At 68.5% G+C, this 24,275-nt stretch carries 24 protein-coding genes and 2 tRNA genes; 16 read left to right on the top strand and 10 right to left on the bottom strand.

Going from position 1 to position 24,275, the window contains the following annotated elements:
• Nucleotides 1–45: 45 nt before the first annotated feature.
• Both P0Y52_12950 and P0Y52_12945 read left to right on the top strand, forming a co-directional pair.
• Nucleotides 46–927: a DUF3426 domain-containing protein gene (locus P0Y52_12950; protein WEK57434.1), complete on the top strand. Its 882-nt coding sequence runs from the start codon at nt 46–48 to the stop codon at nt 925–927.
• Complete coding sequence (locus P0Y52_12945) at nt 920–1,459, top strand: phosphoribosyltransferase family protein (GenBank protein WEK57433.1); 540 nt, start codon at nt 920–922, stop codon at nt 1,457–1,459. The genes P0Y52_12950 and P0Y52_12945 overlap by 8 nt, the downstream gene beginning before the upstream one ends.
• 321 nt (nt 1,460–1,780) lie before the next feature.
• Here the strand turns inward: P0Y52_12945 and lysA are convergent, their stop codons facing one another.
• From lysA to argH, 3 genes are read right to left on the bottom strand one after another with little or no spacing between them, the layout of a single operon-like run.
• Nucleotides 1,781–3,061 carry a diaminopimelate decarboxylase gene (gene lysA / locus P0Y52_12940; protein ID WEK57432.1) on the bottom strand — a complete coding sequence of 427 codons (1,281 nt, stop codon included), beginning with the start codon at nt 3,059–3,061 and terminating at the stop codon, nt 1,781–1,783.
• A 50-nt stretch (nt 3,062–3,111) separates the two neighbouring features.
• On the bottom strand, nt 3,112–3,333 hold the full coding sequence (locus tag P0Y52_12935) for a hypothetical protein (protein ID WEK57431.1): 222 nt from the start codon (nt 3,331–3,333) through the stop codon (nt 3,112–3,114).
• Nucleotides 3,330–4,733 carry an argininosuccinate lyase gene (argH, locus tag P0Y52_12930; GenBank protein WEK57430.1) on the bottom strand — a complete coding sequence of 468 codons (1,404 nt, stop codon included), beginning with the start codon at nt 4,731–4,733 and terminating at the stop codon, nt 3,330–3,332. Before argH ends, P0Y52_12935 begins: the two co-directional genes overlap by 4 nt.
• On the opposite strand from argH, the gene P0Y52_12925 reads away from it, so the two are divergent.
• Nucleotides 4,732–5,337, top strand: coding sequence for a TlpA disulfide reductase family protein (locus P0Y52_12925; GenBank protein ID WEK57429.1), 606 nt, complete (start codon nt 4,732–4,734; stop codon nt 5,335–5,337). The genes argH and P0Y52_12925 overlap by 2 nt on opposite strands.
• 155 nt (nt 5,338–5,492) lie before the next feature.
• On the opposite strand, the gene P0Y52_12920 is transcribed toward P0Y52_12925, so the two are convergent.
• Both P0Y52_12920 and P0Y52_12915 read right to left on the bottom strand, forming a co-directional pair.
• Entirely contained in the window at nt 5,493–5,813 is a 321-nt protein-coding gene (locus P0Y52_12920) for a hypothetical protein (GenBank protein WEK57428.1), read from the bottom strand.
• A 66-nt stretch (nt 5,814–5,879) separates the two neighbouring features.
• Nucleotides 5,880–7,163: a hypothetical protein gene (locus P0Y52_12915; GenBank protein WEK57427.1), complete on the bottom strand. Its 1,284-nt coding sequence runs from the start codon at nt 7,161–7,163 to the stop codon at nt 5,880–5,882.
• A 148-nt stretch (nt 7,164–7,311) separates the two neighbouring features.
• Here P0Y52_12915 and P0Y52_12910 point away from each other — a divergent pair.
• From P0Y52_12910 to truA, 8 genes are all read left to right on the top strand, one after another.
• Nucleotides 7,312–7,388, top strand: a tRNA-Arg gene (locus P0Y52_12910).
• A gap of 55 nt (nt 7,389–7,443) precedes the next feature.
• Nucleotides 7,444–8,604 carry a patatin-like phospholipase family protein gene (locus P0Y52_12905; protein WEK57426.1) on the top strand — a complete coding sequence of 387 codons (1,161 nt, stop codon included), beginning with the start codon at nt 7,444–7,446 and terminating at the stop codon, nt 8,602–8,604.
• Nucleotides 8,605–8,728: 124 nt separating this feature from the next.
• Complete coding sequence (locus tag P0Y52_12900) at nt 8,729–9,085, top strand: acyl-CoA thioesterase (GenBank protein WEK59499.1); 357 nt, start codon at nt 8,729–8,731, stop codon at nt 9,083–9,085.
• Nucleotides 9,086–9,133: 48 nt separating this feature from the next.
• Entirely contained in the window at nt 9,134–9,397 is a 264-nt protein-coding gene (locus tag P0Y52_12895) for a hypothetical protein (protein ID WEK57425.1), read from the top strand.
• A gap of 83 nt (nt 9,398–9,480) precedes the next feature.
• Nucleotides 9,481–10,062 carry a peptide deformylase gene (locus P0Y52_12890; GenBank protein WEK59498.1) on the top strand — a complete coding sequence of 194 codons (582 nt, stop codon included), beginning with the start codon at nt 9,481–9,483 and terminating at the stop codon, nt 10,060–10,062.
• Entirely contained in the window at nt 10,062–10,277 is a 216-nt protein-coding gene (locus P0Y52_12885) for a hypothetical protein (protein WEK57424.1), read from the top strand. The genes P0Y52_12890 and P0Y52_12885 overlap by 1 nt, the downstream gene beginning before the upstream one ends.
• A 27-nt stretch (nt 10,278–10,304) precedes the next feature.
• Nucleotides 10,305–11,279, top strand: a complete 975-nt coding sequence (fmt, locus tag P0Y52_12880) for a methionyl-tRNA formyltransferase (GenBank protein ID WEK57423.1) — start codon at nt 10,305–10,307, stop codon at nt 11,277–11,279.
• Nucleotides 11,279–12,028: a tRNA pseudouridine(38-40) synthase TruA gene (gene truA / locus P0Y52_12875; GenBank protein ID WEK57422.1), complete on the top strand. Its 750-nt coding sequence runs from the start codon at nt 11,279–11,281 to the stop codon at nt 12,026–12,028. The genes fmt and truA overlap by 1 nt, the downstream gene beginning before the upstream one ends.
• Before the next feature lie 195 nt (nt 12,029–12,223).
• On the opposite strand, the gene P0Y52_12870 is transcribed toward truA, so the two are convergent.
• Nucleotides 12,224–12,300, bottom strand: a tRNA-Arg gene (locus tag P0Y52_12870).
• Nucleotides 12,301–12,452: 152 nt separating this feature from the next.
• Here P0Y52_12870 and P0Y52_12865 point away from each other — a divergent pair.
• Nucleotides 12,453–14,216 carry a gamma-glutamyltransferase family protein gene (locus P0Y52_12865; protein ID WEK57421.1) on the top strand — a complete coding sequence of 588 codons (1,764 nt, stop codon included), beginning with the start codon at nt 12,453–12,455 and terminating at the stop codon, nt 14,214–14,216.
• 7 nt (nt 14,217–14,223) lie between these two features.
• Here P0Y52_12865 and P0Y52_12860 read toward each other — a convergent pair whose 3' ends face one another.
• Complete coding sequence (locus tag P0Y52_12860; protein WEK57420.1) at nt 14,224–15,084, bottom strand: DUF2219 family protein; 861 nt, start codon at nt 15,082–15,084, stop codon at nt 14,224–14,226.
• Between the two features lie 162 nt (nt 15,085–15,246).
• Entirely contained in the window at nt 15,247–17,130 is a 1,884-nt protein-coding gene (locus tag P0Y52_12855; protein ID WEK57419.1) for a ribonucleoside-diphosphate reductase subunit alpha, read from the bottom strand.
• Nucleotides 17,131–17,423: 293 nt separating this feature from the next.
• Here P0Y52_12855 and P0Y52_12850 point away from each other — a divergent pair, with 293 nt between their 5' ends.
• The 3 genes from P0Y52_12850 (at nt 17,424) to P0Y52_12840 (ending at nt 21,771) form a co-directional block, all read left to right on the top strand.
• Nucleotides 17,424–18,173: a phosphatase PAP2 family protein gene (locus P0Y52_12850; GenBank protein ID WEK57418.1), complete on the top strand. Its 750-nt coding sequence runs from the start codon at nt 17,424–17,426 to the stop codon at nt 18,171–18,173.
• Nucleotides 18,174–18,240: 67 nt separating this feature from the next.
• Nucleotides 18,241–19,575: an acetyl-CoA hydrolase/transferase C-terminal domain-containing protein gene (locus P0Y52_12845; GenBank protein WEK57417.1), complete on the top strand. Its 1,335-nt coding sequence runs from the start codon at nt 18,241–18,243 to the stop codon at nt 19,573–19,575.
• Nucleotides 19,576–19,668: 93 nt separating this feature from the next.
• Nucleotides 19,669–21,771 carry a response regulator gene (locus P0Y52_12840; GenBank protein WEK57416.1) on the top strand — a complete coding sequence of 701 codons (2,103 nt, stop codon included), beginning with the start codon at nt 19,669–19,671 and terminating at the stop codon, nt 21,769–21,771.
• Here the strand turns inward: P0Y52_12840 and P0Y52_12835 are convergent.
• A complete protein-coding gene (locus P0Y52_12835) occupies nt 21,768–22,418 on the bottom strand; it encodes a glutathione S-transferase family protein (protein ID WEK59497.1) in 651 nt (216 codons plus the stop codon). The genes P0Y52_12840 and P0Y52_12835 overlap by 4 nt on opposite strands.
• Nucleotides 22,419–22,568: 150 nt before the next feature.
• Between P0Y52_12835 and P0Y52_12830 the strand changes: the two genes are divergently transcribed.
• Nucleotides 22,569–23,612: a ribonucleotide-diphosphate reductase subunit beta gene (locus tag P0Y52_12830; GenBank protein WEK57415.1), complete on the top strand. Its 1,044-nt coding sequence runs from the start codon at nt 22,569–22,571 to the stop codon at nt 23,610–23,612.
• Nucleotides 23,613–23,689: 77 nt separating this feature from the next.
• On the opposite strand, the gene P0Y52_12825 is transcribed toward P0Y52_12830, so the two are convergent.
• A complete protein-coding gene (locus tag P0Y52_12825; GenBank protein ID WEK57414.1) occupies nt 23,690–24,175 on the bottom strand; it encodes a cell wall hydrolase in 486 nt (161 codons plus the stop codon).
• Nucleotides 24,176–24,275 lie beyond the last annotated feature (100 nt).

Here is a 24,275-nt window from a genome sequence, read left to right as displayed (position 1 = left end):
GGGCGCCTCGACAGGAGGGGGCGTCGAGCCTCGCAGTCAGCCGACATGATACTGACCTGCCCCGCCTGCGCCACCAGCTATTTTGTGCCCGACGATGCGATCGGGCCGAACGGCCGTCGCGTGCGCTGCAAATCCTGCGGCCACGACTGGCGGGCGACGCCTGAGGACGAGCCGCTGGAGCTGTCCGCCGCCGCCGCCGCGGAGCCGGTCGTCGAAGCCGCCGGTTTCGGCAAGCGCGAGGACGCGCCTGAAAGTCTGGCCGAGACCCCCGCGCCTGAACTGCCCCGCGCCTTCCGCGCCAAGGCCGAGCAGCAGCGCAAGATGCGCCGCGCCGCCGCCCAGGGCGCGGTCTGGGCCGGTCTGGCCGTGGTCTTCCTGGCCCTGATCGGCGCGGCCTTCGTCTATCGCCTGCCCATCGTCCAGGCCTGGCCCCAGGCCGCCGCTGTCTACAAGCTGGTCGGGGCGCCGGTGAACCTGGCCGGGCTGGAGTTCGAGGCCGTCGGCATCCGCCTGGCGCCCCATGATCCGGGCAAGGTGATCGTGTCGGGGGCCCTGCGTAATATTCGCGACAACGAGGTGGTCGCCCCGCCGGTCCGCGTGGCGGTGGTGAACGCCGCCGGCGCCGAAATCGCGCACCGCATCCTTCGTCTGGAGACCGCGCCGGTCCTGCCCGGCAAGGTCCAGGGCTTCGCCGTCGTCATTCCTGATCCCGATCACAAGGCGGCCAGCGCCGGGTTTGCTTTCGTGCTGGACCTGGAGGATCGGCCCAAGCCCGCCGAGGCGGTTCCGACCAAGCCGACGAGCCGACGTCCGCCCTCGGCCGTCGAGGAAGGGCTGCGCCGCGACACGGCCCTGAGCCAGACGCCGCGCGACGCGACCCCCCTCGACAAAAGCCCCGCCAAGGGTCTATCCGCCGGACATGGCTGATCAAGACCCGGCGCCCGCCCCCACGGTTCTCCTGCCGCAATCCGGGATCGAGGCGATTGTCGCCGATCTCGCGCGGCGCATCGCCCCCGTCATCGACGATGAAACGGTGGCCGCTGTCCTGCTGACCGGCGGGCTGTGGTTCGCCGCTGACCTGACCCGCGCCCTGTCGCGAGAAGGCCGTAACGTTCGCTTTGACGCCCTGTGGCTGGCCTCCTACGGCGACGAGCAAAGCAGCCGCGGCAAGATCGACGTTTACGCCCCCTTCCAGCGCCCCATCGCCGGCAAGCGGGTGCTGATCCTCGACGACGTGTTCGACACCGGTCTGTCGCTGGCCGAAGCGGTGCGCATCACCAAGGAGGCCGGGGCGTCCGAGGTCCTGACCTGCGTCTTCGCCCGCAAGCCCTGGCCCAAGCCGCGCGCCCCTGAGCCCGACTTCGTCGGCTGGGAGGCCCCGAACCGCTTCCTCGTCGGCTACGGTCTGGACCACAAGGGCGGCCTGCGCGGCCTGCCCGACATCTGCGCCCTGGATTAGGTCGCGGGCCGCCGTTGCACTGCGAACCGAAAAAAACAGTGCAATTGGTGCAATGAAGGGGACGTCTGAGGCGAGGCCTTGTCTCGCGACGGCTTGCGCCGAGGGATGCCGACGACCCTCATCCGACCCTTCGGGCCACCTTCTCCCATTGGGAGAAGGGAGGGGCGAGCGCCGAAGTCCTGAACGGGCGGCGGCGGGCAGTGATGTCAAAGAACGCGCCTAGTGTGGCGCGGTCCGTGACTCAGGCGAGAATGTGGGCTTCCGAGCCGCGCAATCCCGATGATTCATGGGGATTGGCGCTGGGCGCTATGAATGGAACCCCTAGTCTTTCAGCCAGTCCGCCATCGGTTCGCGGGCGAACATCTGCTCATAGGTCGGACGCGGGCGGATGACCGCGCAGCGCGCACCGTCGACCAGAACCTCGGCGGCCAGGGGGCGGGTGTTGTATTCGCCGCTCATCACCGCGCCATAGGCGCCGGCGCTCATGAAGACGACCAGATCGCCGGCTTCGAGCGGCGGCAGGTCGCGGTCGCGCGCGAAGGTGTCGCCCGTCTCGCAGACCGGGCCGACCACGTCGTAGGGGCGGTCCTCGCCCGCGCGCGGCCGCACCGGCTTCAGATCGTGGAAGGCGTCGTAGAGGGCCGGGCGCATCAGGTCGTTCATCGCTGCGTCCAGCACCAGGAAGCGACGGCCATCGGTGCGTTCGTTGACCTGAATGACCCGGCTCAGCAGCACGCCCGCATTGGCGGCCATCAGCCGGCCCGGCTCGAAGGCCGCCTCGACGTTCAGCCCGTCCAGCACGCGCGCGGCCATGGCCACATAGTCGGCGGGCGAGGCGGTTTCCGCGTCGCCGTAATAGGGCACGCCCAGACCGCCGCCGAGGTCCAGACGGGTGACGCTGTGGCCCTGCGCCCGCAGGGTCTCGGTCATCGCCCGCAGGACGCGGAAGGCGTTCTCCAGCGGGGTCAGGTCGGTGATCTGGCTGCCGATGTGGCAGGCCAGACCCACGGGCGTGACGTGGCGCGAGGCGGAGGCGCGCGCGTAGAGGCTGAGCGCCTCCTCGACGGGGACGCCGAACTTGTCGCCGGCGCCGCCGGTGGTGATCTTGGCGTGACCGCCCGCGCCGATCTTGGGATTGACGCGAATGGCGATGGCGGGAGAAGCCGACTTTTCAGCCGCGACGACGATCAGCCGCTCCAGCTCCGCCGAGGACTCGACGTTGATCTGGCGCACGCCGACGTCGATGGCGAAGGCCAGTTCGGCGTCGGTCTTGCCTACGCCGGAGAAGATGATGCGTTCAGCCGGCACGCCCGCCGCCAGGGCGCGACGGATCTCGCCCTCGGACACGGTGTCGGCGCCGCAGCCCAGTTGCGCCAGCGTCGCCAGCACCGACAGGTTGGAGTTGGCCTTGACCGCAAAGGCGATCAGGGCCTCGCCCAGCGCAGATTGGTGGGCGTCACAGGCCTCGCGCAGCAGACCGTAATGGCGGCGCAGGGTGGCCGAGGAATAGACATAGGTCGTGGTCCCGACCTCAGCCGCCAGCGCCTCCAGAGAGACGCCTTCGGCGTGCAGAACACCATCCTTCAGGTCGAAATAATGCACGCGCGGAAGGTCCAGTCTGTAAAGGGGGCGAGCGGCCGATCAGGCCTCGATCACGCCATCGGCGGGCGACCGAAGGGGTCCGAGGCGCCGCTGTCGATGGGGTTCTGACGCGGGGCGGTGTTGATGGTCGCCGGGTCCGGCAGGGTCTTGGCGTTCTTGTCGCGGGGCGCGCGCTGGGTCTGGACGGCGCCGGGCGCCTCCAGATCAGCCATGCGGCCGCAACCGGCCAACAGAAGGGCGGCGGCGCCCGCGAGGATCAGGGTCTTTTTCACAGGCGGCTTCTCCAGTCGGCGATGCGGGCGCGGACCTGTTCCGGCGCCGTGCCGCCGAAGCTCTGGCGGCTGGCGCAGGAGGCTTCGGGCGTCAGGACTTCATACACGGCTTTGGTGATGCCGGAATCCAGAGCCTGCAATTCTTCCAGCGGCAGATCGCCCAGGCCGACGCCGAGCGCCTCGGCGCGCTTCACGGCGGCGCCCGTGACATGGTGGGCCTTGCGGAAGGGCAGGTTCAGTTCGCGCACCAGCCAGTCGGCCAGATCGGTGGCGGTCGAGAAGCCGGCGCCGGCGGCGGCGGCCATGCGCGGGGTGTTGGGGGTGATGGCGGCGACCATGGCGGTCATGGCCGTCAGGGCCAGATCGAGCGCGTCGAAGGCCTCGAACACCGGCGGCTTGTCCTCCTGCATGTCCTTGGAATAGGCCAGCGGCAGGCCCTTCATGACGGTGGACAGAGCGACCAGCGAGCCCATGATCCGGCCCGTCTTGGCGCGGACCAGTTCGGCGGCGTCGGGGTTGCGCTTCTGCGGCATGATGGACGAGCCGGTGGTCAGGTCGTCGGGCAGGGAGGCGAAGCCGAACATCGGCGTCATCCAGACCACGATCTCCTCGGCCAGACGCGACAGGTGACCCGCTGCGATCGAGGCGGCGGCCAGGCTTTCCAGGGCGAAATCACGGTCCGACACGGCGTCCAGCGAGTTGGCCATGGGGCGGTCGAAGCCGAGGGCCTTGGCCGTCATGTGGCGGTCGATGGGGAAGGGCGAACCGGCAAGGGCCGCGGCGCCCAGCGGGTTCTCGTTCATGCGGGTGCGGGCGTCGGCGAACCGGCTGGCGTCGCGGCCGAACATCTCGACATAGGCCATCAGGTGGTGGCCGAAGGTGACGGGCTGGGCCGTCTGCAGATGGGTGAAGCCGGGCATCAGGTCGCCCGCGTGCTGCTCGGCCCGGTCCAGCAGGGCGGCTTGCAGCGTCTTCAGCTGTTCGACGGTGCGGTCGCAGGCGTCGCGGACCCAGAGGCGGAAGTCTGTCGCCACCTGATCATTGCGGCTGCGCGCCGTATGCAGACGTCCTGACGGCTCGCCGATCAGCTCCGACAGGCGGGCTTCGACGTTCATGTGGATGTCTTCATAGGCGTCGCGGAAGGGGAAGGACCCGTCCCGGATCTCGCCCTCGATGACGTCCAGCCCGCCCAGAATGGCCTCGGCGTCGGCCTGAGCGATGATGCCCTGCTGGGCCAGCATGCGGCAATGCGCCCGCGACCCGGCCAGGTCCTGCGCCCACAGGCGTTTGTCGACGCCGATGGAGACGTTGATGGCCTGCATGATGTCGGCGGGCTTGGCGCTGAAGCGTCCGCCCCATAGAGACTGACCTTGAGGGGTGTTGGAAGGCGTGTCGGACATGAGCGGCTCTAAACGGACTTTGGCGGGCGTGGCGACGGCGGTGCTGCTGATCGGCGCGATCGGCGGCGCGGCGATGCTATACGCCAATCGCGACGGCGGGGGCAAAGAGTCCGCGTCATCGCCGCTGGCGGTTTACGCCAGGGGCTCGCTGTCGAAGCTGCTGACGCCCGCCCCGAGCCCTGCGCCCGACTATGTGTTCAAGGACGCCGAGGGCCGCGATGTCCGCTTCGCCGACTTCAAGGGCAGGGTGGCGGTGGTCAACCTGTGGGCCACCTGGTGCGCGCCGTGCAAGATCGAGATGCCGACCCTGGCGGCGCTGGCTGAGCACTACAAGGACCGCGACGACGTGGCCGTCGTCGCCATCAGCATGGACGTGGACAAGGCCGTGCCCGAGGCGCGCGCCTTCATCGCCGAGCACCCGCCGCTGGCCTTCTACGCCGATCCGAAATTCCAGCTGCCGTTCGAGTTTCCCGGCAAGGGGGCCATGCCCCAGACCATCCTGCTGGATCGCCAGGGGAATGTCCGCGCCGTCCTGACCGGCGAGGCGGACTGGGCGAGTGCGGAGGCCAAGGCCCTGGTAGAGGCGTTGCTGGCGCAGGGCTGATCCTTCTCCCCTTGCGGGAGAAGGTGGACGGCGAAGCCGGACGGATGAGGGGTTGCGATACGTTCAACTCGCGACTGTCTTCCAGCCTTGAGAGACCCCTCATCCGGCCCTGACGGGCCACCTTCTCCCGCAAGGGGAGAAGGTGGCGCGTTGTCCTAGTTCTTGGCCGGGACGCGCGTGTCGGTGGCCGGGTCGACGGCGCCGGGGCGGCCTTCGGCGGCGGCTTCGGCCTGATTGCCTTCCAGCTTGTCGGCGACCTTGCCGGCGCCGCTCTCGACCGCCTGAGCCGCCTTCATGGCGCCGGATTCGACCACTTCCCCGGTCTGGGCCGCGACGTCAGCCGCCTTGTCGCCGGCCGCTTCGGCGTGGGTCTCGGCCGTCTTCTGCTCGGCCTGGGTGCAGGCGGCGGCGCCGAGCGCCAGGATGGAAGCGGCGGCGATGCCCAAGGTACGAGTGGAAAGCGTGCGGGTGCGCATGGGATGTCCCCCTTCTTGCGATGAACCTTGGCGGTAAACGCCGTCGGTCTCGCGGGGTTGCGTTTCCTAGTCCAGATCCACCGGCAGGGTCTGGCTGGCCAGCAGCCGCTCCGTCGTGGCCCAATGATCCGGGCCCTGACCCTCGACCCAGGTCTGCACCATGTCGCGGCCCAGGCCGTAGTTGATCACGTAGCTGCGATAGGTCTCGATGAAGCTGAGCCGCTGGGCCGCCCGGTCGCGGGCGATCAGATTGTATTTCTGCAGTTGGTCCAGCGCCGTCTCGCGGTCGATGCGCCCGGCCAGATAGGCGTCGGCCACGGTGTACTCGGCCCGGCCCAGCTCGCGCGTCAGGGCCAGAAGCTGAGTCTGGGCCTCGGCCGTCGCCGGGTCCAGCCCGGCCAGGGGGTAGAGGATGCGCTTCTCGAAATCGGTGCGCTCATGGCCGGGGAAGGCCAGGTCGATGCCGTAGTTGGCGCTGCCCTCGGCGATGAAGGACATGGGGCTGAACAGGGGATAGACGCTCATCTCGACCCAGCCCTTCTGCTTCACAAAGGTCTGTTCCAGCAGGGCGTTATAGACGTGGTGGCCGGGATAGCCCTCGTGGCAGCCCAGATCGACGGCGCGGTCGATATAGATGGGCAGGTCCGTGTTGACCTGGATCAGGCTGAAGGCGTTCCCCTTGTACCAGTTGTAGCCCGACCACGGCTTGTTGGTGACGAACTCCAGGGTGAAGGTCTCGTTGGCGGGCAGGGTCATGTGCCGCTCGGTGCGCGCCTTGCACTCGTTGATGGCGGCCCGCATCACCGGCTCCAGCCGATCCTTGGGAATGACGTAGCGGGCGCGGAAGGCGGCGACGCGGTCGGCCAGCGGCCCCTCGCCGGGGATCAGGGCGTCGATGCGCGCCAGCACTGGATCATAGGACGACAGGGGCCGCAGTTCCGGCCGCACGCCGAACTGGGCCTCGGCCTCGTCGGCGAAGCTCATCTTCTCGCCGCCCAGCATCCTCAGGCGCGCCGAGGCCGCCGAAACATGGGCCAGCAGATAGGCGCGGCGCTGGCGGCTTTCGGCGTCCAGTCCGGTGGTCGGGATCGCATCCAGTCGCTGCGTCAGGGCGGCGGCGCCCTCGGCCAGCTGGGGCAGGGCGCGCGGATGGGCCTTGGCCGCCTCGGCCCATTCGGCGGGGCCGTAATAGGCGTCGACATAGCCCGGTTCGCGCTCGCCGATCTCCAGCGTCAGGGCGACGTAGTCGCGCGCCACGGCGTCCAGGCTGTCGCTCGCCGGTTTCGGCGCGCTGGCGCAGGCGGCCAGCAGGCTGGCGCCCATCAGGGCGGCGATCGTCATATGGCGCATGGAAGCTCCCTCTCTCCGGCCGCGACGCTAGGCGTTCGGGGGCGCGCCGCCAAGACCGGGCGGGTCAAGTCGCCCGCGGTCGAGATTCAGGATTGAGGCGCCTAGTCCCTTGCTGTAAGCACCGCCGTCCGGCCGTCGCGCCGCAGACGCACCCGTAGCTCAGCTGGATAGAGTGCTGCCCTCCGAAGGCAGAGGTCACAGGTTCGAATCCTGTCGGGTGCGCCATCTTTTCCTCAGTATCGTCAATTGACCCCGGCGCCGCCGCGACGGATGTTGCCGTGTGAGCGAACCTGACCTTCCCGTCCGACGACGCCTGCCCCGGGGGCGGCTGCCTGCGCCTCCGACGGGGATGGGGCTGATCGAGGGCTTTTCCGACATTCGATTGAGCGTCGAACAGGCCGAGGCCTCGCTGGAGGCGGCGGCGGATCGGCTGTCGCTGCCGCGTTCGGGCTGGTCCTCAGGGCAGTTCGACATGCTGGCGATTTCCGGCGGAGCGGCGGGCGGCGCCTATGGGGCCGGGGCCCTGGTCGGGTTGAGCGAGGCAGGCGCGCGGCCCGAGTTCGCCCTGGTCACGGGGGTCAGCACCGGCGCCCTGATCGCGCCCTTCGCCTTCCTCGGCTCGGCCTGGGACGAGCGTCTGGCCGACGCCTATGTCGGGGGCCACGCCGCCGACCTGTTGAGCCTGCGCCGACTGGCCTCCAGCTTCACCGGCGGGCTGTTCCGGGGCGAGGCCCTGGACGCCCTGATCCATCCCTTTGTCGATGAGGCCCTGATCGACGCCGTGGCGGTCGAACACGCGCGGGGGCGGCGGTTGCTGGTGGCGACGACCGATCTGGACAGCCAGCGCGCCTGCATCTGGGACATGGGGGCCATCGCCGCGCACGGCGGCGACAAGGCTGTGGCCCTGTTCCGCGAAGTTCTGGCCGCCTCGGCCAGCCTGCCGGGCCTGTTTCCGCCTCGGCGCTTTCCCTGCGAGTTCGACGGCGACAGGTTCGAGGAGATGCATGTCGACGGCGGTGTGGCCGCGCCGCTCTTCCTGATGCCTGAGGGCCTGTTGCGCTGGAACCGCCTGGGCCGGCGGCTGCACCGCGGGCGGGTGCATGTCCTGGTCAATACGGTGCTGGAGCCGGAGCCGCGCACCACGGCGCCCAATGTGGCGGCGGTGCTGACCCGCAGCTTTGACGCCATGCTGAGGTTTTCCTATCGCCAGGCCCTGGGCGTGGCGACGACCTTCTGCGCGGCGCAAGGCCTGTCGATCAGCGTCGCCTCCATCCCCGACGCCCCGGATCAGGGCGGGATGCTGAGCTTCGACACCCTCACCATGAAACGGCTGTTCGACGCCGCGCGAGAACGGGCGCAGGCGGGCGAGCTGTGGCGCTCGCCGGTGGCGGAACGGCAGGGACTGCAAGGCCTGCTGGATCGGTTGCGGCCGCGCGCATAGGGGCGCATGGAAGGGGCCTCCCCAAGACTTCCAAGGCCCCATCGTGTCCGAGAACGAACAGACCCCCGCCCAGCTTCCCCCCGTCCTTCTGCCCGAAGGCCAGCCGGTCGGCCGCGTCATCGCCATGCCCGCAGACACCAACCCCGAGGGCGACATCTTCGGCGGCTGGCTGCTGGCCCAGATGGACCTCGCCGGCGCGACCCCGGCCTTCGAGCGCGCCAACGGCCGCTGCGCCACGGTGGCTCTGGACGGCATGGTCTTCCACCAGCCGGTCTCGGTCGGCGACGAGGTCTCGACCTACGCCAAGGTGATCCACACCGGCCGCACCTCGATCCGCGTCCATGTCGAGGCCTGGAAACGGTCGCGCGGAGAGCCCGAGGCCCGTTCGGTGCGCGTGACCGAAGGCGTCTTCACCTATGTCGCCATAGATTCCGACCGCAAGCCGCGCGTCCTGCCGCCGGTTCTGGACAGCCAAGCTTAAGCATATCATTGTTCAGCCTTCGCCTCGGAGGAGGCTTGGGGAGAGACTATGTGGGTTCTTGCGGGCATCGGCGTCGTTCTCGGCGGCCTGGTTCTGATCCTGCGTGAGGGCTGGCCCTTGCTTGAGGCGCAACGGACCGGCGTCATCCGTAGCAAGGGGTATTCGGCGCGCCGTATCGAGCGCTCAGCCGAACCCGAGCGGTTCGAGGCCTTGTGCCGCACTCGACGTCAGGCGGTCGGGGCTGGCGCGCTCGCAGTGCTGGGCGGCGTGTTCTGGACCTTCATGCAAATCGCCAGCGCTATGGCGGGCTGAAATCGGCGGTGCGCCGCGCACAAGACCAAGCGCCGCACTCGGTAATTCTTGACGTTCGAGGCTTGGCCCCCTACCTGCGGGCCATGGCTATTCGTCGCATCCTCACCATCGATAACGCCGCCGACCTGGCGATCCTCAAGGCCGTCTCCCCGCCCGTGGAGGGCGGCGTGACCGACGAGCTGCGCGCCCTCATGGATGACATGCTGGAGACCATGTACGCCGCGCCGGGCATCGGCCTGGCCGCCGCACAGATCGGCGAGCTGAAACGCGTCGTCGTCATGGACCTGGGCGACAAGCCGGTCGAGGGCGCGTCGGAAGACCCCGAGGCCGAGGAAACTGAAGAGCTTCAGTTGGCCCGTCGCAACCCGCGCTTCTTCGTCAACCCGGAGGTCATCTGGGCCTCGGACGAGATGTACGCCTACGAAGAGGGCTGCCTGTCGGTGCCCGACTATTACGACGCCGTCGAGCGTCCGGCCCGCATCCGCGTCCGCTACATGGACTATGCCGGCCAGCAGATCGAGGAAGAGATCGAGGGTCTCTACGCCGTCTGCTTCCAGCACGAACTGGACCACCTGAACGGCGTCCTCTTCATCGACCACCTGTCGCGCCTGCGCCGCGAGCGGGCCGTCGCCAAGGTCAAGAAGAACGCAAGGCTCGCTGCCTGATGGCCCGCAAGACCCAGATCATCGACCCCAGCGGTCGTCGCCGTCTGACCCGCAACCAGAAGGTCGGCGTGGCCAGCCTGGCCACCATCGTCGCTGTCGGCGCACTGGGCGTGGTGGCGGGTCTGCTGCTGGACCGTCTGCTTGATTTCGACGACGCGCTCGACGCGGGCGGCGAGTGGGACGAAGGCGGCGGCGTCTATACGCGCTGGATGTAATCCGTCCCACGGTCTAAAGGCGTGCCCATGCGCCTAGCCTTCATGGGAACCCCCGACTTCGCCGTGCCGTCGCTGGCCGAGCTGATCGCCTCGGGACACGAGATCGCCGCCGTCTATTCGCAACCGCCGCGCCCCAAGGGCCGGGGGCAGAAGCTGACGCCGTCGCCGGTCCACGCCTTCGCCGAGGCTATGGGCCTGCCGGTCTTCACGCCCGAGAGCATGAAGGCGCCGGAAGCCATCGACATCTTCAAGAGCCTGGATCTCGACGCCGCCTGCGTCGTCGCCTACGGCCAGATCCTCAAGCCTGAAGTGCTGGAGGCGCCGCGACTGGGCTGTTTCAACCTGCACGGCTCGCTCTTGCCGCGCTGGCGCGGGGCCGCTCCGATCCAGCGCGCCATCATGGCCGGCGACCGCCAGACCGGCGCCCAGATCATGCGGATGAGCGAGGGCCTGGACGAGGGCGCCATCATCCTGTCCGAGGTCATGGACATCCATCCCGACGACACGGCGGCCAGCCTCACCGAGCGCATGGCGCACCTCGGCGCCGCCCTGTGGCCGCGGGCGCTGGCCGCCATCGAACGCGGCGGCTTCACCGAGACTGAACAGGCGGGCGAGGCGACCTACGCCAAGAAGATCACCCCCGCCGAGGCCCGTATCGACTGGACCCGCCCCGCTGCCGAGGTCGACGCCCATATCCGTGGCCTGTCGCCCTTCCCCGGCGCCTGGTTCGAGGTCGAGGCGGACGGCGAGCCCGTGCGCGTCAAGGCCCTGATGTCGGCTCTGGCTGACGGGCAGGGCGCGCCCGGCCAGGTGCTGGACGACGCCCTGACGGTGGCCTGCGGAACCGGCGCGGTGCGCCTGACCCGCGTGCAGCGCCCCGGCAAGGCGGCGCAGTCGGCCGAGGAAATGCTGCGTGGTTTCCCGCTCCCTGCTGGAACTGTGCTGGGCGGGCCGCGTCGGGTCGAGAAGGCGGAGCCTTCTGATCGCGGCCTCCAAGAGTAATGCCCCGCTACCGTTTCACAGTCGAGTACGACGGCTCGGCCTACAACGGCTTTCAGGCCCAGACGGACCAGCCGACGGTGCAGGGCGTCATTGAGACGGCGATGACCGCCTTCTCCGGCCAGACGGTGCGCATCGCCGCTGCCGGCCGCACCGATACCGGCGTCCACGCTACGGGCCAGACCTGTCACGTCGATCTGGAGCGCGACTGGCCGGCGCGGACGGTGATGAACGCCCTGAACGCCCACCTGATGCACGAGGCCGTGGCGGTGCTGGACTGCGCTCCCGTCAGCGACGACTGGCACGCCCGCTTCACCGCCAACGGGCGCAAGTATCTGTATCGCATCCTCAACCGGCCCGGCCGCCCGGCTCTGGACCGGGGCCGGGTCTGGCACGTCAAGAAGCCGCTGGACGCCGAGGCCATGCATGCGGCGGCGCAGGCTTTGGTGGGCCTGCACGACTTCACCACCTTCCGCGACGCCCAGTGCCAGTCGGCCAGCCCGGTCAAGACCCTGGACGTGGCCCGCGTCGCCCGCGTCGGCGAGGAAGTGCATCTGGTGTTCGAGGCCCGCAGCTTCCTGCACCGTCAGGTCCGCTCGATGGCCGGCAGTCTGGCCGAGGTCGGTCTGGGCCGCTGGGGCGTGGCTGATCTGGGCGCCGCCTTGGCCGCCAAGGACCGCGCACGCTGCGGCCCGGTGGCGCCGTCAGACGGCCTCTATCTGACCGGCGTCACCTATGAGGCCGAGGCCTAGGCGTCATATTGTGCGCTTGGTTCGGCTGGGCGTCTCTGGGATGCCATGAAACCCGCGCTCCATGGCATCGCCTTGACCGCACAAATGTCGATGGCGGCGACGGATTAGGCTCGATTGATTGTCAGGCGCCGACATCTGCAAAATGACCGGCATAATCTACCGCGAGGCCTAGAGGCCATGTCCTTGAAAGCAAAGTGGCGCACCCGAAGAGATTCGAACTCCTGACCCCCAGATTCGTAGTCTGGTGCTCTATCCAGCTGAGCTACGGGTGCGCATTGCCTTGCGGGCAGGGCGGCTATCTAGCGGGCGGGGCCGGGGCTGGCAAGCAGCTTTTCAGAAAATGCCGATAGAAAATGCAGACTTGGACTTTGCGGGCTGTGACACTAGGCATGAACCTCTCCCCGAACCCCGCAGGAGCCGTTTCGTGCGCGCCTATTCCAACCCCTCGTCGAACCGTCGGCGCAAGATTTCGCTCATTCTGACGAGCGCGGCTGTCAGCGCATTTATCTTGGCGGGATGCGCCACGGCGCCGGTCGCCGAGGCGACGGCGGTGGAACCGATTGCAGCGGCGGCGGAAACGCCTGCGCGCGGGCCCTTCGTGTCGGCGGCCAACCCCCTGGCGGTCGAGGCGGGGATGAAGGTTCTGGCGCGCGGCGGGGCGGCGGTCGACGCCGCCGTGGCCATCCAGGCGGTCCTGGGTCTGGTCGAGCCGCAGTCTTCGGGCCTGGGCGGGGGCGCCTTCATGATGGTCTATGACGCCGAGAGCGCGGCGCTGACCGTTTATGACGGACGCGAGACGGCGCCCGCCTCAGCCACGCCTGAGCTCTTTTATGAAAACGGTCGGCCGCTGCCCTTCGTCGATGCGGTGCTGAGCGGCCACTCGACCGGCGCGCCGGGCGCCGTGCCCATGCTGGCCCTGGCGCAGAAGCAGCATGGCGCCCTGCCTTGGTCGGAACTGTTCGGGGACGCCGAAAAGCTGGCCCAAGACGGCTTTGTCGTCAGCCCGCGACTGGCCGGAATGATCAACGGCGATGCGCCTCAGGCCAAGACCCGCTGGGCGACCGAGTATTTCACCAAGGCCGACGGCACGCGCTACGTCGCCGGGGATGTACTGAAGAACCCCGCCTATGCCGAGACGGTGCGGACGCTGGCGCGCGAGGGCGCGGCGGGCTTGCAGACCGGGCGTCTGGCCGAGGCCATCGCCGCCGCCGTGGCCGAGGGGCCGCGTCCGGGCGGGCTGACCACCGCTGACATCGCCGCCTATCGCCCCCTGGTGCGCGAGGCCGTCTGCGGACCCTACAAGGTCTATGTCGTCTGCGTGCCGCCGCCGCCGTCCAGCGGGGCGTCGATCCTGCAACTGCTGGCCATGGGCGAGCAGACGCCGGATCTGGACAAGGGCGCGCAGAGCCCCGAAGCCTGGGCCGCCTTCGCCCAGCTACAACGGCTGATGTACGCCGACCGCGACCGCTATTTCGGCGATCCCGCCTTCGTCTCGGTGCCGGTCGCCGGCTTGCTGGACCCGACCTATGTGGCCGAGCGCGCCGCCCTGGCCCCGGCTCTGCGTGGGGCCGCCCCGTTCGGGACGCCGCCGGGCGCGCCGCGCGTCGGCGCCGACGCCACGCGTGAGCCGGCCGGCACCTCGCACCTGGTCGTGGTGGACGCCAAGGGCAACGCCGTCAGCATGACCACCACGGTCGAGAGCCTGTTCGGTTCCGGCCGGATGGCGGGGGGCTTCTTCCTCAACAACCAACTGACCGACTTCTCGCTGGTCCCGACCGCGGCCGACGGCACGCCGGCGGCCAACGCCGTGGCGGCGGGCAAGCGTCCGCGCTCGTCGATGTCGCCGGTCATCGTGCTGGACCGGCAGGGTCGGCTGGTGGGGGCTCTGGGTTCGCCCGGCGGCTCGTCCATCCTGGCCTATAACGCCAAGGCCCTGATCGCGGCCCTGGGCTGGGGTCTGCCGGTGCAGGAGGCGTTCGACCTGCCCAATCTGGTGGCCAAGGGCGACGGCTTCGGCGCCGATACCGAGGGCTTCAGCGAGGCTTTGCAGGAAGGCATGGCGGCGCGGGGGATCGTACTGCGGCCCAATACATCGGAGAATTCGGGTCTGCACGGCGGCCTGTGGCGTAACGGACGCTGGGACGCCGGGGCCGACAGCCGACGCGAGGGCGTGGCGCGCACCCAGTAGGGGCGCGCTATTCGCGGGGGCGGATCGTCAGCTGGAAGGCCACCAGGCCTTCCGACACGTCCGTGTTGATGCCGCCATAGGCCTTGATGCCGTTGGCCTCGATCTCGCGATAGACGACGCCGACCGAGCCTTGCAGCGCGCCTCGACGATAGGCCACGCCGATCGAGGCGTCGCCGAGGAAGGCGCCCGTGTCGTGGCTCATGCCCGAACGGGCGAAGTCGCCGTCGCGGGTGCGGGCGAAGTTGTAGCCGACAGCGCGCCTGGACCCGGCGGCATAGACATACCAGCGCGCCCGCTCGCCGAAGGCTTCGTCGCCGTCGGGCGCCAGACGGTCCAGGCCCTCGCCGATCTTCAGGGTGGCGCCGGCCTCGGCGCTGGGGCCGTCGCTGCCGACTCCAAGGCCGGCATGGGGCGTCAGCGACACCTCCAGGCCCGAGGCGGTGCGGCCATGGGCGGCGATCCAGCCGCGCGTATAGGTGACGTCATAGGCTTCGCCGTCATAGGTGCGGGCGTCCAGGGCGCGCGGCGGCACGGGCGCGCCGTCGGCGCGGCGCGGTTCGCCGCGGGCGGTGACGCGCAGCCGGTCGGTGAAGCCGTCGCCGGCGAACCAGGCCTCGCTGCGGGTGGTGGCGAAGGCGTCGCGTCCGACAGGAGAACCTGACAGGCTCAAGGCGCCGCCGAAGGGCGTGTCCGTGGCGGTGAAGGCGATGTCGGTGTCCAGGCGGGCGGCGGCGTCCTCGAACTGGACGGCGTCGCTGCCGCGCACCGCGACGGGCCCTGCCATCGAGGCCGTCGTCGTCTGTGCACTCGCCGCCATGGGCAGGCCCACAGCGATCAGAATACCAGCGAGGCAAGCCTCTACGCGCATCAACGGTCCCTCCCAAAACCCGTTAACAAACTCCACTCTGCACTAACGCGGGGGAACTGCAACGGACTCTTTCAAGCCACAATCCTGTCACGCTCAAACGAAACCGCCCGGAGGAGAGTTCCCCCGGGCGGCTGGATTATCGGCTTGTGAGGCGAGGGCGGCCTACTGGCAGGCCAGGCACTCGTCGTAGTCGGTGGGGGCGGCCGAGAAGAGGTCCGGCTGGTTCGGATCGATCTCGACCTCAGCCTTGTCCTCGGCGCCGGCGAAGGCGGCGCGCTGCACCGACTTGGAGCGCAGATAGTAGAGCGACTTCACGCCGCGCTCCCAGGCGGACCAGTGCAGCATGTGCAGGTCCCACTTGTTCACGTCGCCGGGGATGAAGAGGTTCAGCGACTGGGCCTGGCAGATTTCCGGCGCGCGGTCGGCGGCCAGTTCGACCACCCAGCGCTGGTCCAGCTCGAAGGCGGTCTTGAAGATGCCCTTCTCGTCGTCCGACAGGGCCTCCAGATGCTGCACCGAGCCTTCGTGTTCGAGGATCGAGTTCCACACCGCCTCGGTGTCGATGCCCTTCTCGCCCAGCAGCTTCTGCAGATAGGGGTTCTTGACCGCGAACGAGCCCGACAGGGTCTTGTGCGTATAGATGTTGGCCGGGATCGGCTCGATGCCCGCCGAGGTGCCGCCGCAGATGATCGAGATCGAGGCGGTGGGGGCGATGGCCAGCTTGTGCGAGAAGCGCTCCATGACGCCCTGATCAGCGGCGTCCAGGCAGGCGCCCTTTTCCTCGGCCAGCACGCGGCTGGCCTTGTCGGCCTCGCGACGCAGGTGCTTGAACAGGCGCATGTTCCACGACTTGGCCATGGCCGACTCGAAGGCCACGCCCTGACCCTGCAGGAAGGAGTGGAAGCCCATCAGGCCCAGGCCCACCGAACGCTCGCGCTTGGCCGAATAGACGGCCGCCGCCATGGCGGGCGGGGCGCGCTGGATGAAGTCCTCCAGGACATTGTCCAGGAAGCGCATGATGTCTTCGATGAACTTCGGCTCTTCGCGCCATTCCAGGAAGCTCTCGGCGTTGACCGAGGACAGGCAGCAGACGGCGGTGCGGTCCACGCCCAGGTGGTCGCGGCCGGTGTGCAGCATGATCTCGGCGCACAGGTTCGACTGCTTGACCTTCAGGCCCAGGGCGCGCTGGTGCGGCGCCATCTGGCGGTTCACCGTATCCGAGAAGATCAGATAGGGCTCGCCCGTCTGCATGCGGATGTCGAGCAGCTTGGTCCACAGCGCGCGGGCGTCGACAGTCTTCATGACCGCGCCGTCTTTCGGCGACTTCAGGTTGAAGGTGGAGCCGGTCTTCACCGCCTCCATGAACTCGTCCGTGATGTTGATGCCGTGGTGCAGATTCAGGGACTTGCGGTTGAAGTCGCCCGAGGGTTTTCGGATCTCGAGGAATTCTTCGATCTCGGGGTGGTGGATGTCCAGATAGACGGCGGCCGAGCCGCGGCGCAGCGAGCCCTGCGAGATCGCCAGCGTCATCGAATCCATGACGCGGATGAAGGGGATGATGCCGCTGGTCTGGCCGGCGCCCTTGACCTTCTCGCCGATGGAGCGGACGCCGCCCCAGTAGGTGCCGATGCCGCCGCCGTTCGAGGCCAGGGCGACGTTTTCGTTCCACACGTTCTGGATGCCGTCCAGGCTGTCGCCCACGGCGTTCAGGAAGCAGCTGATCGGCAGGCCGCGATTGGCGCCGCCGTTCGACAGCACCGGCGTGGAGGGCATGAACCACAGCTTGGACATGTAGTCGTAGATGCGCTGGGCGTGGCCCGCGTCGTCGGCATAGGCCGTCGACACGCGGGCGAACATGTCCTGATAGCTTTCGCCCGGCAGCAGGTAGCGGTCTTCCAGGGTCTTCTTGCCGAAGTCGGTCAGCACGGCGTCGCGCGAACGGTCCAGATGCAGTCCCGTGACCACTTGCAGATGGGGCTTGTCCCCGGCCGGAGCCGAAGAAAGCGCCGTGAATTCCGTCGTCTGCAAAGCTTCGCCGCCAGCCATTTTCGTCACTGCCCCGAACAAATCCGTTAGAAGACCCGTGCCCGTCTGAAACACTAGATGTGGTGTTTCCATTTCCGCGCTCGGCTAAATGTATGGGCGCACATCTTAAGTTTTTTATAAAGTCTTGACCTTGTTTGGCCGATGTGGAGGAGCGGGATTCCGTGATCATGCCCCTGTGGAAAAGTCGGAAAAGACAACCGCCAAGCCGCGTCGCGCCGCTGCTTGCCGGGTGTTCACAAACGCGTGATCGCCAGGGCGAGGGAACGACGCCACAGCTTGACCGTTAGCGGCTCATGGCTCCGCATCCCACCGCCTTCCTGACCCGCGCCCTGCGCGTGGCCCGCACCGAAATCGCCGCCGTCGCCGCCCTGCTGGTGATCGCCCTGGGCACCCTGACCTTTATCGAGGTGGCCGACGACATGCGCGAGGCTGACGGCCAGGCGTTTGACCAGGCGGTGCTGCACGCCGTGCGGCCCTTCGCCGATGATCCCGGCCGTCCCTGGGGACCGTGGTGGCTGCATGAGGCGGCGGCGGACCTCACTTCGCTAGGCGGGATTTCGGTCCTGACCCTGTTCGCCCTGATCGCGCTGGGCTTCATGCTGATCCAGGGCAAGCGGCTGTCGGCCCTGATGTTGGTCGCCGGGCTGGCCGGCGGGGTGGCGCTGAGCGAAGGCCTGAAGGCCCTGTTCGAACGCGACCGACCGCCGCTGGAGTTTCAGGCGGTCGAGACCCTGAACGCCAGCTTCCCCTCCGGCCACGCCCTGCTGTCCACCGTCTTCTATCTGACGCTCGGGGTCATGCTGACGCGAGCCTTTCCGAAGAAAAGGCTGAAGGCCTATGTTCTGGGCTGCGGCGTCCTGATCGCCCTGCTGATCGGTTTGACCCGCATCTATCTGGGCGCCCACTGGGCCTCTGACGTCTTCGCCGGGTGGAGCGTCGGTGCGGCCTGGGCCATGCTTTTGTGGCTGGCCGCCTATGCCATTGGGCGCCGCCAGCGGCTGCATGACGCCCCGCTTCAGGACGCGCCTTCGACCAATGTCTAGCGGGCGGAAAATCTCGGGCGCCGGATAACGGATCGAAGAGAGCCGAACGGCCGTTTGAGGAAGCGCCATGACCCCTGCTGAACAATACGCCGCCCAGTATGCCGACCGCCTGACCACGCCCGCCGCCGCCGCCGCCCTGATCCCGTCGGGCGCCCGGGTGGCCATGGCCCTGGGCGTCGGCCAGCCGCCCGCCCTGCTCAAGGCCCTGGCTGACCGGGCCGAGGCGCGCGAGGTCGCCGACATCAACATCTACTACCTGCTGTCCACCGCCATCGCCGGCGAGACGGTGCTGCGCTTCGATCTGACCGACCGCCTGCGCCCCCACAGCCTGTTCCACGGCGCCATCGAACGGAAGCTGGAAGCGAAAGGCGTCGAGGCCGGGCGTCAGGCCGTCTGGTTCATCCCCACGGGCTTCCAGCAGACGCCGAACGTGCTGACGCGCGAGATCGGGGTCGACACCCTGCTGGCCACCGTCTCGCCGATGGACGCCGACGGCTTCTTCAGCTTCGGCACCAATACCGACTATGCCCTGGCGGTCTCCAAGACGGCCCGGCGGGTGATCCTGGAGGTCAATCCGCACATGCCGCGCGTCCATGGCGACTGCACCGTCCATGTGTCGCAGGTGACGGCCCTGGTCGAGCACGCTGCACCCTTGCTGGAGGCGGGCAAGGCGGCGCCGCAGCCGCAGGACCTGGTCATCGGCGGCCTCATCGCCGGCCTGATCGAGAACGGCTCGACCCTGCAAATGGGCATCGGCGCATTGCCGGACGCGGTCTGTGCGGCCCTGCATGACCATGCCGACCTGGGCATCCACACCGAACTGCTGACGCCGGGTCTGGTGGAGCTGATGCGGGCCGGGGTCGTGACCAATGCCAGGAAGACCCTGCATCCGGGCAAGACCGTCTTCACCTTCGCCATGGGCGATCGCGCCACCTATGACTTCCTGAACGACAACCCGGCGCTTGAAGCGCGTCCCGTCGACTATGTGAACGACCCGGCGGTCATCGCCCGCAACGACCGGATGGTCTCGGTCAACGCCACCTTGCAGATCGACCTCTTCGGCGCCTGCTGCTCGGAATATCTCAACGGACGGCAATATACGGCGGCGGGCGGTCAACTGGACTTCGTGCGCGGCGCCTCGGCTTCGGCCGGGGGCAAGTCGATCATCGCCTGCCATTCGACGGCGGCCAAGGGGACGGCCTCGCGCATCGTCGCCCGGCTGGACGGCCCCGTCACCACCCCGCGCAACGATATCCAGATCGTCGTGACCGAGCATGGCTGGGTCAACCTGCGCGGTCTGACGGCCGATCAGCGCGCCCGCGCCCTGATCGGTCTGGCGGCCCCCCAGTTCCGGGACGGTCTGGAGGTCGAGGCCCGCACCCTGGGGCTGATCCAGAACTAGGGAAACCGACGTAATCCCGGCGGCAGGCTTTGTTTACATTTGGCGCGCAGGCTAAAGGACAGGGCATACAGGAATGGGGATGGGGACGGGGGCATGAGCGGACGCTGGCGAGCCTTTCGTCATGAGGCCGGTCAAGAGGCTGGCCCGCATGCCGGCGTCTATGTCTGCCTATTCGCCCTCTGTCTGCTGCTGGGCCATTGGAGCGCGACGACCTTCCATGCGGTGATCGCCTGGCCCGCCAACGGGGTCATGCTGGCGGCCTTCCTGCAACTGCCGCGGCGGCGTGCGACGGCGGTGCTGGCTCTCTGTTTCGGCCTGAACCTGCTCAGCACGGCGGTGCGCGGCGACGCCATGCCCTTCGTCTGGCTCAACCCCCTGCTCAATCTGCTTCAGGTTCTGGTCGCCGGCGTTCTGGCGCGACGTCTGTGCGGGGCCGCGCTGGACATGCGGCGGCCGCGCCGTGTGGTGCTGTTCGTGCTGGGCGCGGCCTTGCCCGCCGTGGTCCTGACCGCCACCATCAGCGTGATCGTGGCCTTCCTGGTGCGGGACTATACCCTGATCCGGGGCGCCTTCGCCTGGCGGCACCTGTTCGCCATGGAGTTGCTGGGGCTGGTGATCGTCACGCCCAGCCTGCTGCTGCTGGCGCGCGCGCACCGCTTCCGTCAGGTGTCGCAGTCGCCGTTGGAGGTTGTCGGCATCCTCGGCCTGGTGACGGTGACGGCGTTGTGGATCTTCAACCAGTCGTCGCCCTTCCTGTTCCTGATGTTCCCGCCGCTGATGCTGGCGGCCTTCCGCCTGTCGCCGCCGTGGATGGCGGTGGCCCTGATCCTGACGACCGCGATCAGCGGGTTGATGACCCTGACCGGGCATGGGCCGATCAGCGCCTCGCCGGTCGCCTATGTGGCCGAGCTGAGTTCTCTTTCGGACCGGATGCGGCAGATGCCGCTCTACTACGGCTTCCTGCTGGTGGCGGCGATGACGGCCCTGCCGGTCAGCGCCATGATCGCCGAGCGCCGCTCCTTCCTGGCGCGTCTGGCGCGACGGACCGCCACGGCCCTGGAGCAGCGGCGGCGCGCCGAGGCGGCCGACGCCGTCAAGTCGCGCTTCCTCGCCCTGATGAGCCACGAGATGCGCACCCCGCTGAACGGGGTCAGCGGCTATGCCGACCTGTTGTCGCGCCGCGACGACCTGCCGCCCGAGGCCCAGGCCCAGGTCGCCGCCATTCGCGAGTCCGGCGAGGCCATGCTGACCCTGGTCGAGGATGTCCTGGACGTGTCGCGCGGCGACGATCCTCTTTCCCTTGAGCCGTTCGACCTGGCCCTGCTGATCCACGACGCCGTGGCCCTGAGGGCCGCCGCCGCGCGGGCCAGGGGACTGAGTTTCGACGTCGAACTGGCCTTGCAGCCCGGCGGCCGCGTGTGCGGCGACGCCCGACGTCTGCGCGGCGCCCTGCGGCACCTGGTGTCCAATGCGGTCAAGTTCACCGACCGGGGCGGGGTGCGGCTGCGTGCGACGCATGAGGGCGGCCGGCTGCGGGTCGAGGTGTCGGACACCGGCTGCGGCGTGGACCCGGCCTTCATCCCCCGCCTGTTCGACGCCTTTGCCCAGAGCGACGATTCCCTGCAGAGGCGGCATGAAGGCGCGGGCGTGGGCCTGTCGGCCGCCCGACGCCACGCAGTCTGCATGGGCGGCGACGTCACCCTGTGTTCCACCTCGTCGGCTGGGTCCGTTTTCGTCCTGACGGCGCAGTTGGAGGCGCTGGACCCCCTGCCCGTGGAGGCGACGCCGGCAAGCGACGTGCTGCGCGCGCTGATCGTCGACGACCACCCGGTGAACCGTCAGATGCTGCGCCTCCTGATCGAGGCGGCGGGCTGTGAGGCGGTCGAGGCCGTGGACGGGCAGCAGGCGCTGGACCTGGTCGAGGACGGCGCCTTCGACCTGATTCTGATGGATGTGCGGATGCCGCGTCTGGACGGACTGGAGGCGACACGACGCATCCGCGCCCTGGCGTCCCCCGCATGCGACACGCCCATCCTGGCGGTGACGGCCGACGCCATGCCGGAAGACGCCGCCCGCTGTCTGGCGGCCGGCATGGACGCCCACCTGGCCAAGCCGATCACCCATGAGCGCCTCTATGCCGCCGTCGATCAGGCCTTCCGCGCCGCCGCCGGCCGCGAACAGGTTCGCGCGGCCTAGTTGTCGTCCTCGAACGGGAAGCGCGCGGCCCACAAGGCCTGAAGGTCCGGCAGGGCGTCGACCCGGCGCACGACCTCGGCCATGCGCGGGGCCTCTACGGCGAAGCGCGCCCGGCGCGGCGTCCAGCGGCTGGCGACAGCGACATAGAGGTCCAGCACGCTCAATTCGTCGCCCAGCAGAAAGCGGCCCGGGGCGATCTGGCTGTCCATGATGCGCCAGCAGTCGGCGATGCGCTCGGCGGTGCGTCGTTGCAGTTCGTGCTGCGCCGCCGCGTCGTCGCCCACCAGCCGCGATGGCTCGTCCCGCACCCAGAACATCGAATAGATCGACGCCGGGATGAAGGTCATCCAGCGCAGGAACTGGGCCCGGCGCGGGTCGTCCAGTCCCGGCGCCAGCCGCGCCAGCGGGTAGCTGTCGGCCAGCCAGATCAGGATGGCGGCGCTTTCGGTCAGGGTCTCGCCGCTGGGCAGGATCAGGGCGGGGATCTGGCGCATCGGATTGACGAAGGCGACCCTGTCGCGCTCAGCCTCGCTCTCCCAGGTCACGGCCTCGATGATGCGATAGTCCAGCCCGATCAGGGTCATGGCCGCCTCGACCGGGACCGATCCCGAGCCAGCGGCGCCGTAAAGGGTGAAACTCATCCCCAGGCTTCTCCCCATCTGATTCGTCTCTGACCACCATATCTAGCGGTCCGGTGAAAATGTGATCGCAAGATAGACCGGTTTCGACTTGGCGCCGCGCGCGCCGGGCCGCATGGTGAAACTCACTTCTTTCCGGATTCGCTTCAGGTCATCTTGATGAACGCTCACTCCTCGATCATCCGCCCCGGAACGGCCGGACTGCTGACCCCTTCGGCCGCCTACAAGCCCTTCCGCTATCCGTGGGCCTTCGACATGTGGAAGACCCAGCAGCAGGTCCACTGGATGCCCGAAGAGGTGCCGCTGGGCGAGGACGTCAAGGACTGGGCCGCCAACCTGACGGACAGCGAGCGCAACCTGCTGACGCAGATCTTCCGCTTCTTCACCCAGGCCGACATCGAGGTCCAGGACAACTACATGGAGCGCTACGGCCGGGTGTTCAAACCGACCGAAGTGAAGATGATGCTGGCCTCCTTCGCCAATATGGAGACCATCCATATCGCGGCCTACGCCCTGCTGCTCGAAACCATCGGCATGCCCGAGAGCGAGTTCGGCGCCTTCATGGAATACGAGGCCATGCGCGACAAGCATGACTTCATGGGCCAGTTCGGGGTCGAGACCGACGCCGACATCTGTCGGACGCTGGCGATGTTCGGGGGCTTCTCCGAAGGTCTGCAACTGTTCGCCAGCTTCGCCATGCTGATGAACTTCCCGCGCCAGTCGAAGATGAAGGGCATGGGTCAGATCGTGTCGTGGTCGGTGCGCGACGAGAGCCTGCACTGCGAAGGCATCATCAAGCTCTACCACGCCTTCAACAAGGAGACGGGCGCCGTCACCAAGGCTGTGGCCGACGATATCGTCGACTGCTGCAAGACGGTGGTCGAGATGGAGGACAAGTTCATCGACCTGGCCTTCGAAATGGGCCCGGTTCACGGCATGACCCCGGACGACATCAAGCAGTACATCCGCTTCATCGCCGACTGGCGCCTGCGTCAGTTGAAGCTGCCGGAAGTCTATGGCGTGACGGAAAACCCGCTGCCCTGGCTGCAGTCCCTGCTGTCGGGCGTCGAGCACGCCAACTTCTTCGAGGCCCGCGCCACCGAATATTCCAAGGCCGCGACGCAAGGGTCGTGGCACGGCGCCGACGGCGTCTGGGACAGCTTTGACGCCATGATGAAGCGCCGCGAGACCGCGGAGGGCTGAACCGGCCTGGTCAGAACTAAAAAAGGGCGCCCCGACGCAGGTCGGCGGCGCCCTTTTCGTTTAGGGGGCAGTCCGTGTCAGCGGGGCGTTTGCCGCCCCGCCTCGCAGCGCGCCCGGTCGCCGCGTTCGCAGGCGGCGACCGTGGCCTGCCAGTCGGCCATCTGGCGTTCGTACAGGGCCTTGGCCTCGGCGGCGGCGCGCAGATCGGCTTCATAGAGCAGACGCTCGGCTTCAGCCGTCTCCAGCTCAGACTGATATTGGGCCTGCGCCTTGGCGTGAGCGGCGGCGGCGGCGCGGTCCTCGTTCTCAGCCAGGTCGTTCTGGGCGACGATCTCGTCGTTCAGGGCCTGGGTCTGGCGCAGTTCGTCGGGGTCCTGGGCCGCATCCGGGGCGCGGTGGTAGCGCTCGCCCTGGCGGCGCAGCAGGTCGGCCACAGGGTCGCTGGGGGCGGCCGGGGCGGGGTTGGGCGGTGTGGGGGTCTGGGCCAGCGTCGGCCCCGTCAGGACGGCGCTCAAGGCTGTGGCCAGCAGGGCGAGGCGGTAGGGGCCAGGGGCGTGGGTCATGAGACGTGTCCTTGCCGAGGTCAAACAGGCCGGAGTGAAGCTTGGCCTTGGAGAGCTTAGACGGAAACAACGCGCGAATCCCGCAAATGGCTGCGGCGTT

This window comes from Candidatus Brevundimonas phytovorans (assembly GCA_029203145.1).
Lineage (GTDB): Bacteria > Pseudomonadota > Alphaproteobacteria > Caulobacterales > Caulobacteraceae > Brevundimonas > Brevundimonas phytovorans.
Note: the sequence above shows the minus strand (reverse complement) of the source record. Positions and strands in the feature narration are given on the sequence as shown.

What these genes read in the sequence shown, in the direction of transcription:
- P0Y52_12950 (WEK57434.1), top strand. Translation starts at nt 46, where the DNA reads ATGATACTGACCTGCCCCGCCTGCGCCACCAGCTATTTTGTGCCCGAC.
- P0Y52_12945 (WEK57433.1), top strand. Translation starts at nt 920, where the DNA reads ATGGCTGATCAAGACCCGGCGCCCGCCCCCACGGTTCTCCTGCCGCAA.
- P0Y52_12925 (WEK57429.1), top strand. Translation starts at nt 4,732, where the DNA reads ATGAGCGGCTCTAAACGGACTTTGGCGGGCGTGGCGACGGCGGTGCTG.
- argH (WEK57430.1), bottom strand. Translation starts at nt 4,733, where the DNA reads ATGTCCGACACGCCTTCCAACACCCCTCAAGGTCAGTCTCTATGGGGC.
- P0Y52_12920 (WEK57428.1), bottom strand. Translation starts at nt 5,813, where the DNA reads ATGCGCACCCGCACGCTTTCCACTCGTACCTTGGGCATCGCCGCCGCT.
- P0Y52_12915 (WEK57427.1), bottom strand. Translation starts at nt 7,163, where the DNA reads ATGCGCCATATGACGATCGCCGCCCTGATGGGCGCCAGCCTGCTGGCC.
- P0Y52_12900 (WEK59499.1), top strand. Translation starts at nt 8,729, where the DNA reads ATGCCCGCAGACACCAACCCCGAGGGCGACATCTTCGGCGGCTGGCTG.
- P0Y52_12895 (WEK57425.1), top strand. Translation starts at nt 9,134, where the DNA reads ATGTGGGTTCTTGCGGGCATCGGCGTCGTTCTCGGCGGCCTGGTTCTG.
- P0Y52_12890 (WEK59498.1), top strand. Translation starts at nt 9,481, where the DNA reads ATGGCTATTCGTCGCATCCTCACCATCGATAACGCCGCCGACCTGGCG.
- P0Y52_12885 (WEK57424.1), top strand. Translation starts at nt 10,062, where the DNA reads ATGGCCCGCAAGACCCAGATCATCGACCCCAGCGGTCGTCGCCGTCTG.
- fmt (WEK57423.1), top strand. Translation starts at nt 10,305, where the DNA reads ATGCGCCTAGCCTTCATGGGAACCCCCGACTTCGCCGTGCCGTCGCTG.
- truA (WEK57422.1), top strand. Translation starts at nt 11,279, where the DNA reads ATGCCCCGCTACCGTTTCACAGTCGAGTACGACGGCTCGGCCTACAAC.
- P0Y52_12860 (WEK57420.1), bottom strand. Translation starts at nt 15,084, where the DNA reads ATGCGCGTAGAGGCTTGCCTCGCTGGTATTCTGATCGCTGTGGGCCTG.
- P0Y52_12855 (WEK57419.1), bottom strand. Translation starts at nt 17,130, where the DNA reads ATGGCTGGCGGCGAAGCTTTGCAGACGACGGAATTCACGGCGCTTTCT.
- P0Y52_12850 (WEK57418.1), top strand. Translation starts at nt 17,424, where the DNA reads ATGGCTCCGCATCCCACCGCCTTCCTGACCCGCGCCCTGCGCGTGGCC.
- P0Y52_12845 (WEK57417.1), top strand. Translation starts at nt 18,241, where the DNA reads ATGACCCCTGCTGAACAATACGCCGCCCAGTATGCCGACCGCCTGACC.
- P0Y52_12840 (WEK57416.1), top strand. Translation starts at nt 19,669, where the DNA reads ATGAGCGGACGCTGGCGAGCCTTTCGTCATGAGGCCGGTCAAGAGGCT.
- P0Y52_12830 (WEK57415.1), top strand. Translation starts at nt 22,569, where the DNA reads ATGAACGCTCACTCCTCGATCATCCGCCCCGGAACGGCCGGACTGCTG.
- P0Y52_12825 (WEK57414.1), bottom strand. Translation starts at nt 24,175, where the DNA reads ATGACCCACGCCCCTGGCCCCTACCGCCTCGCCCTGCTGGCCACAGCC.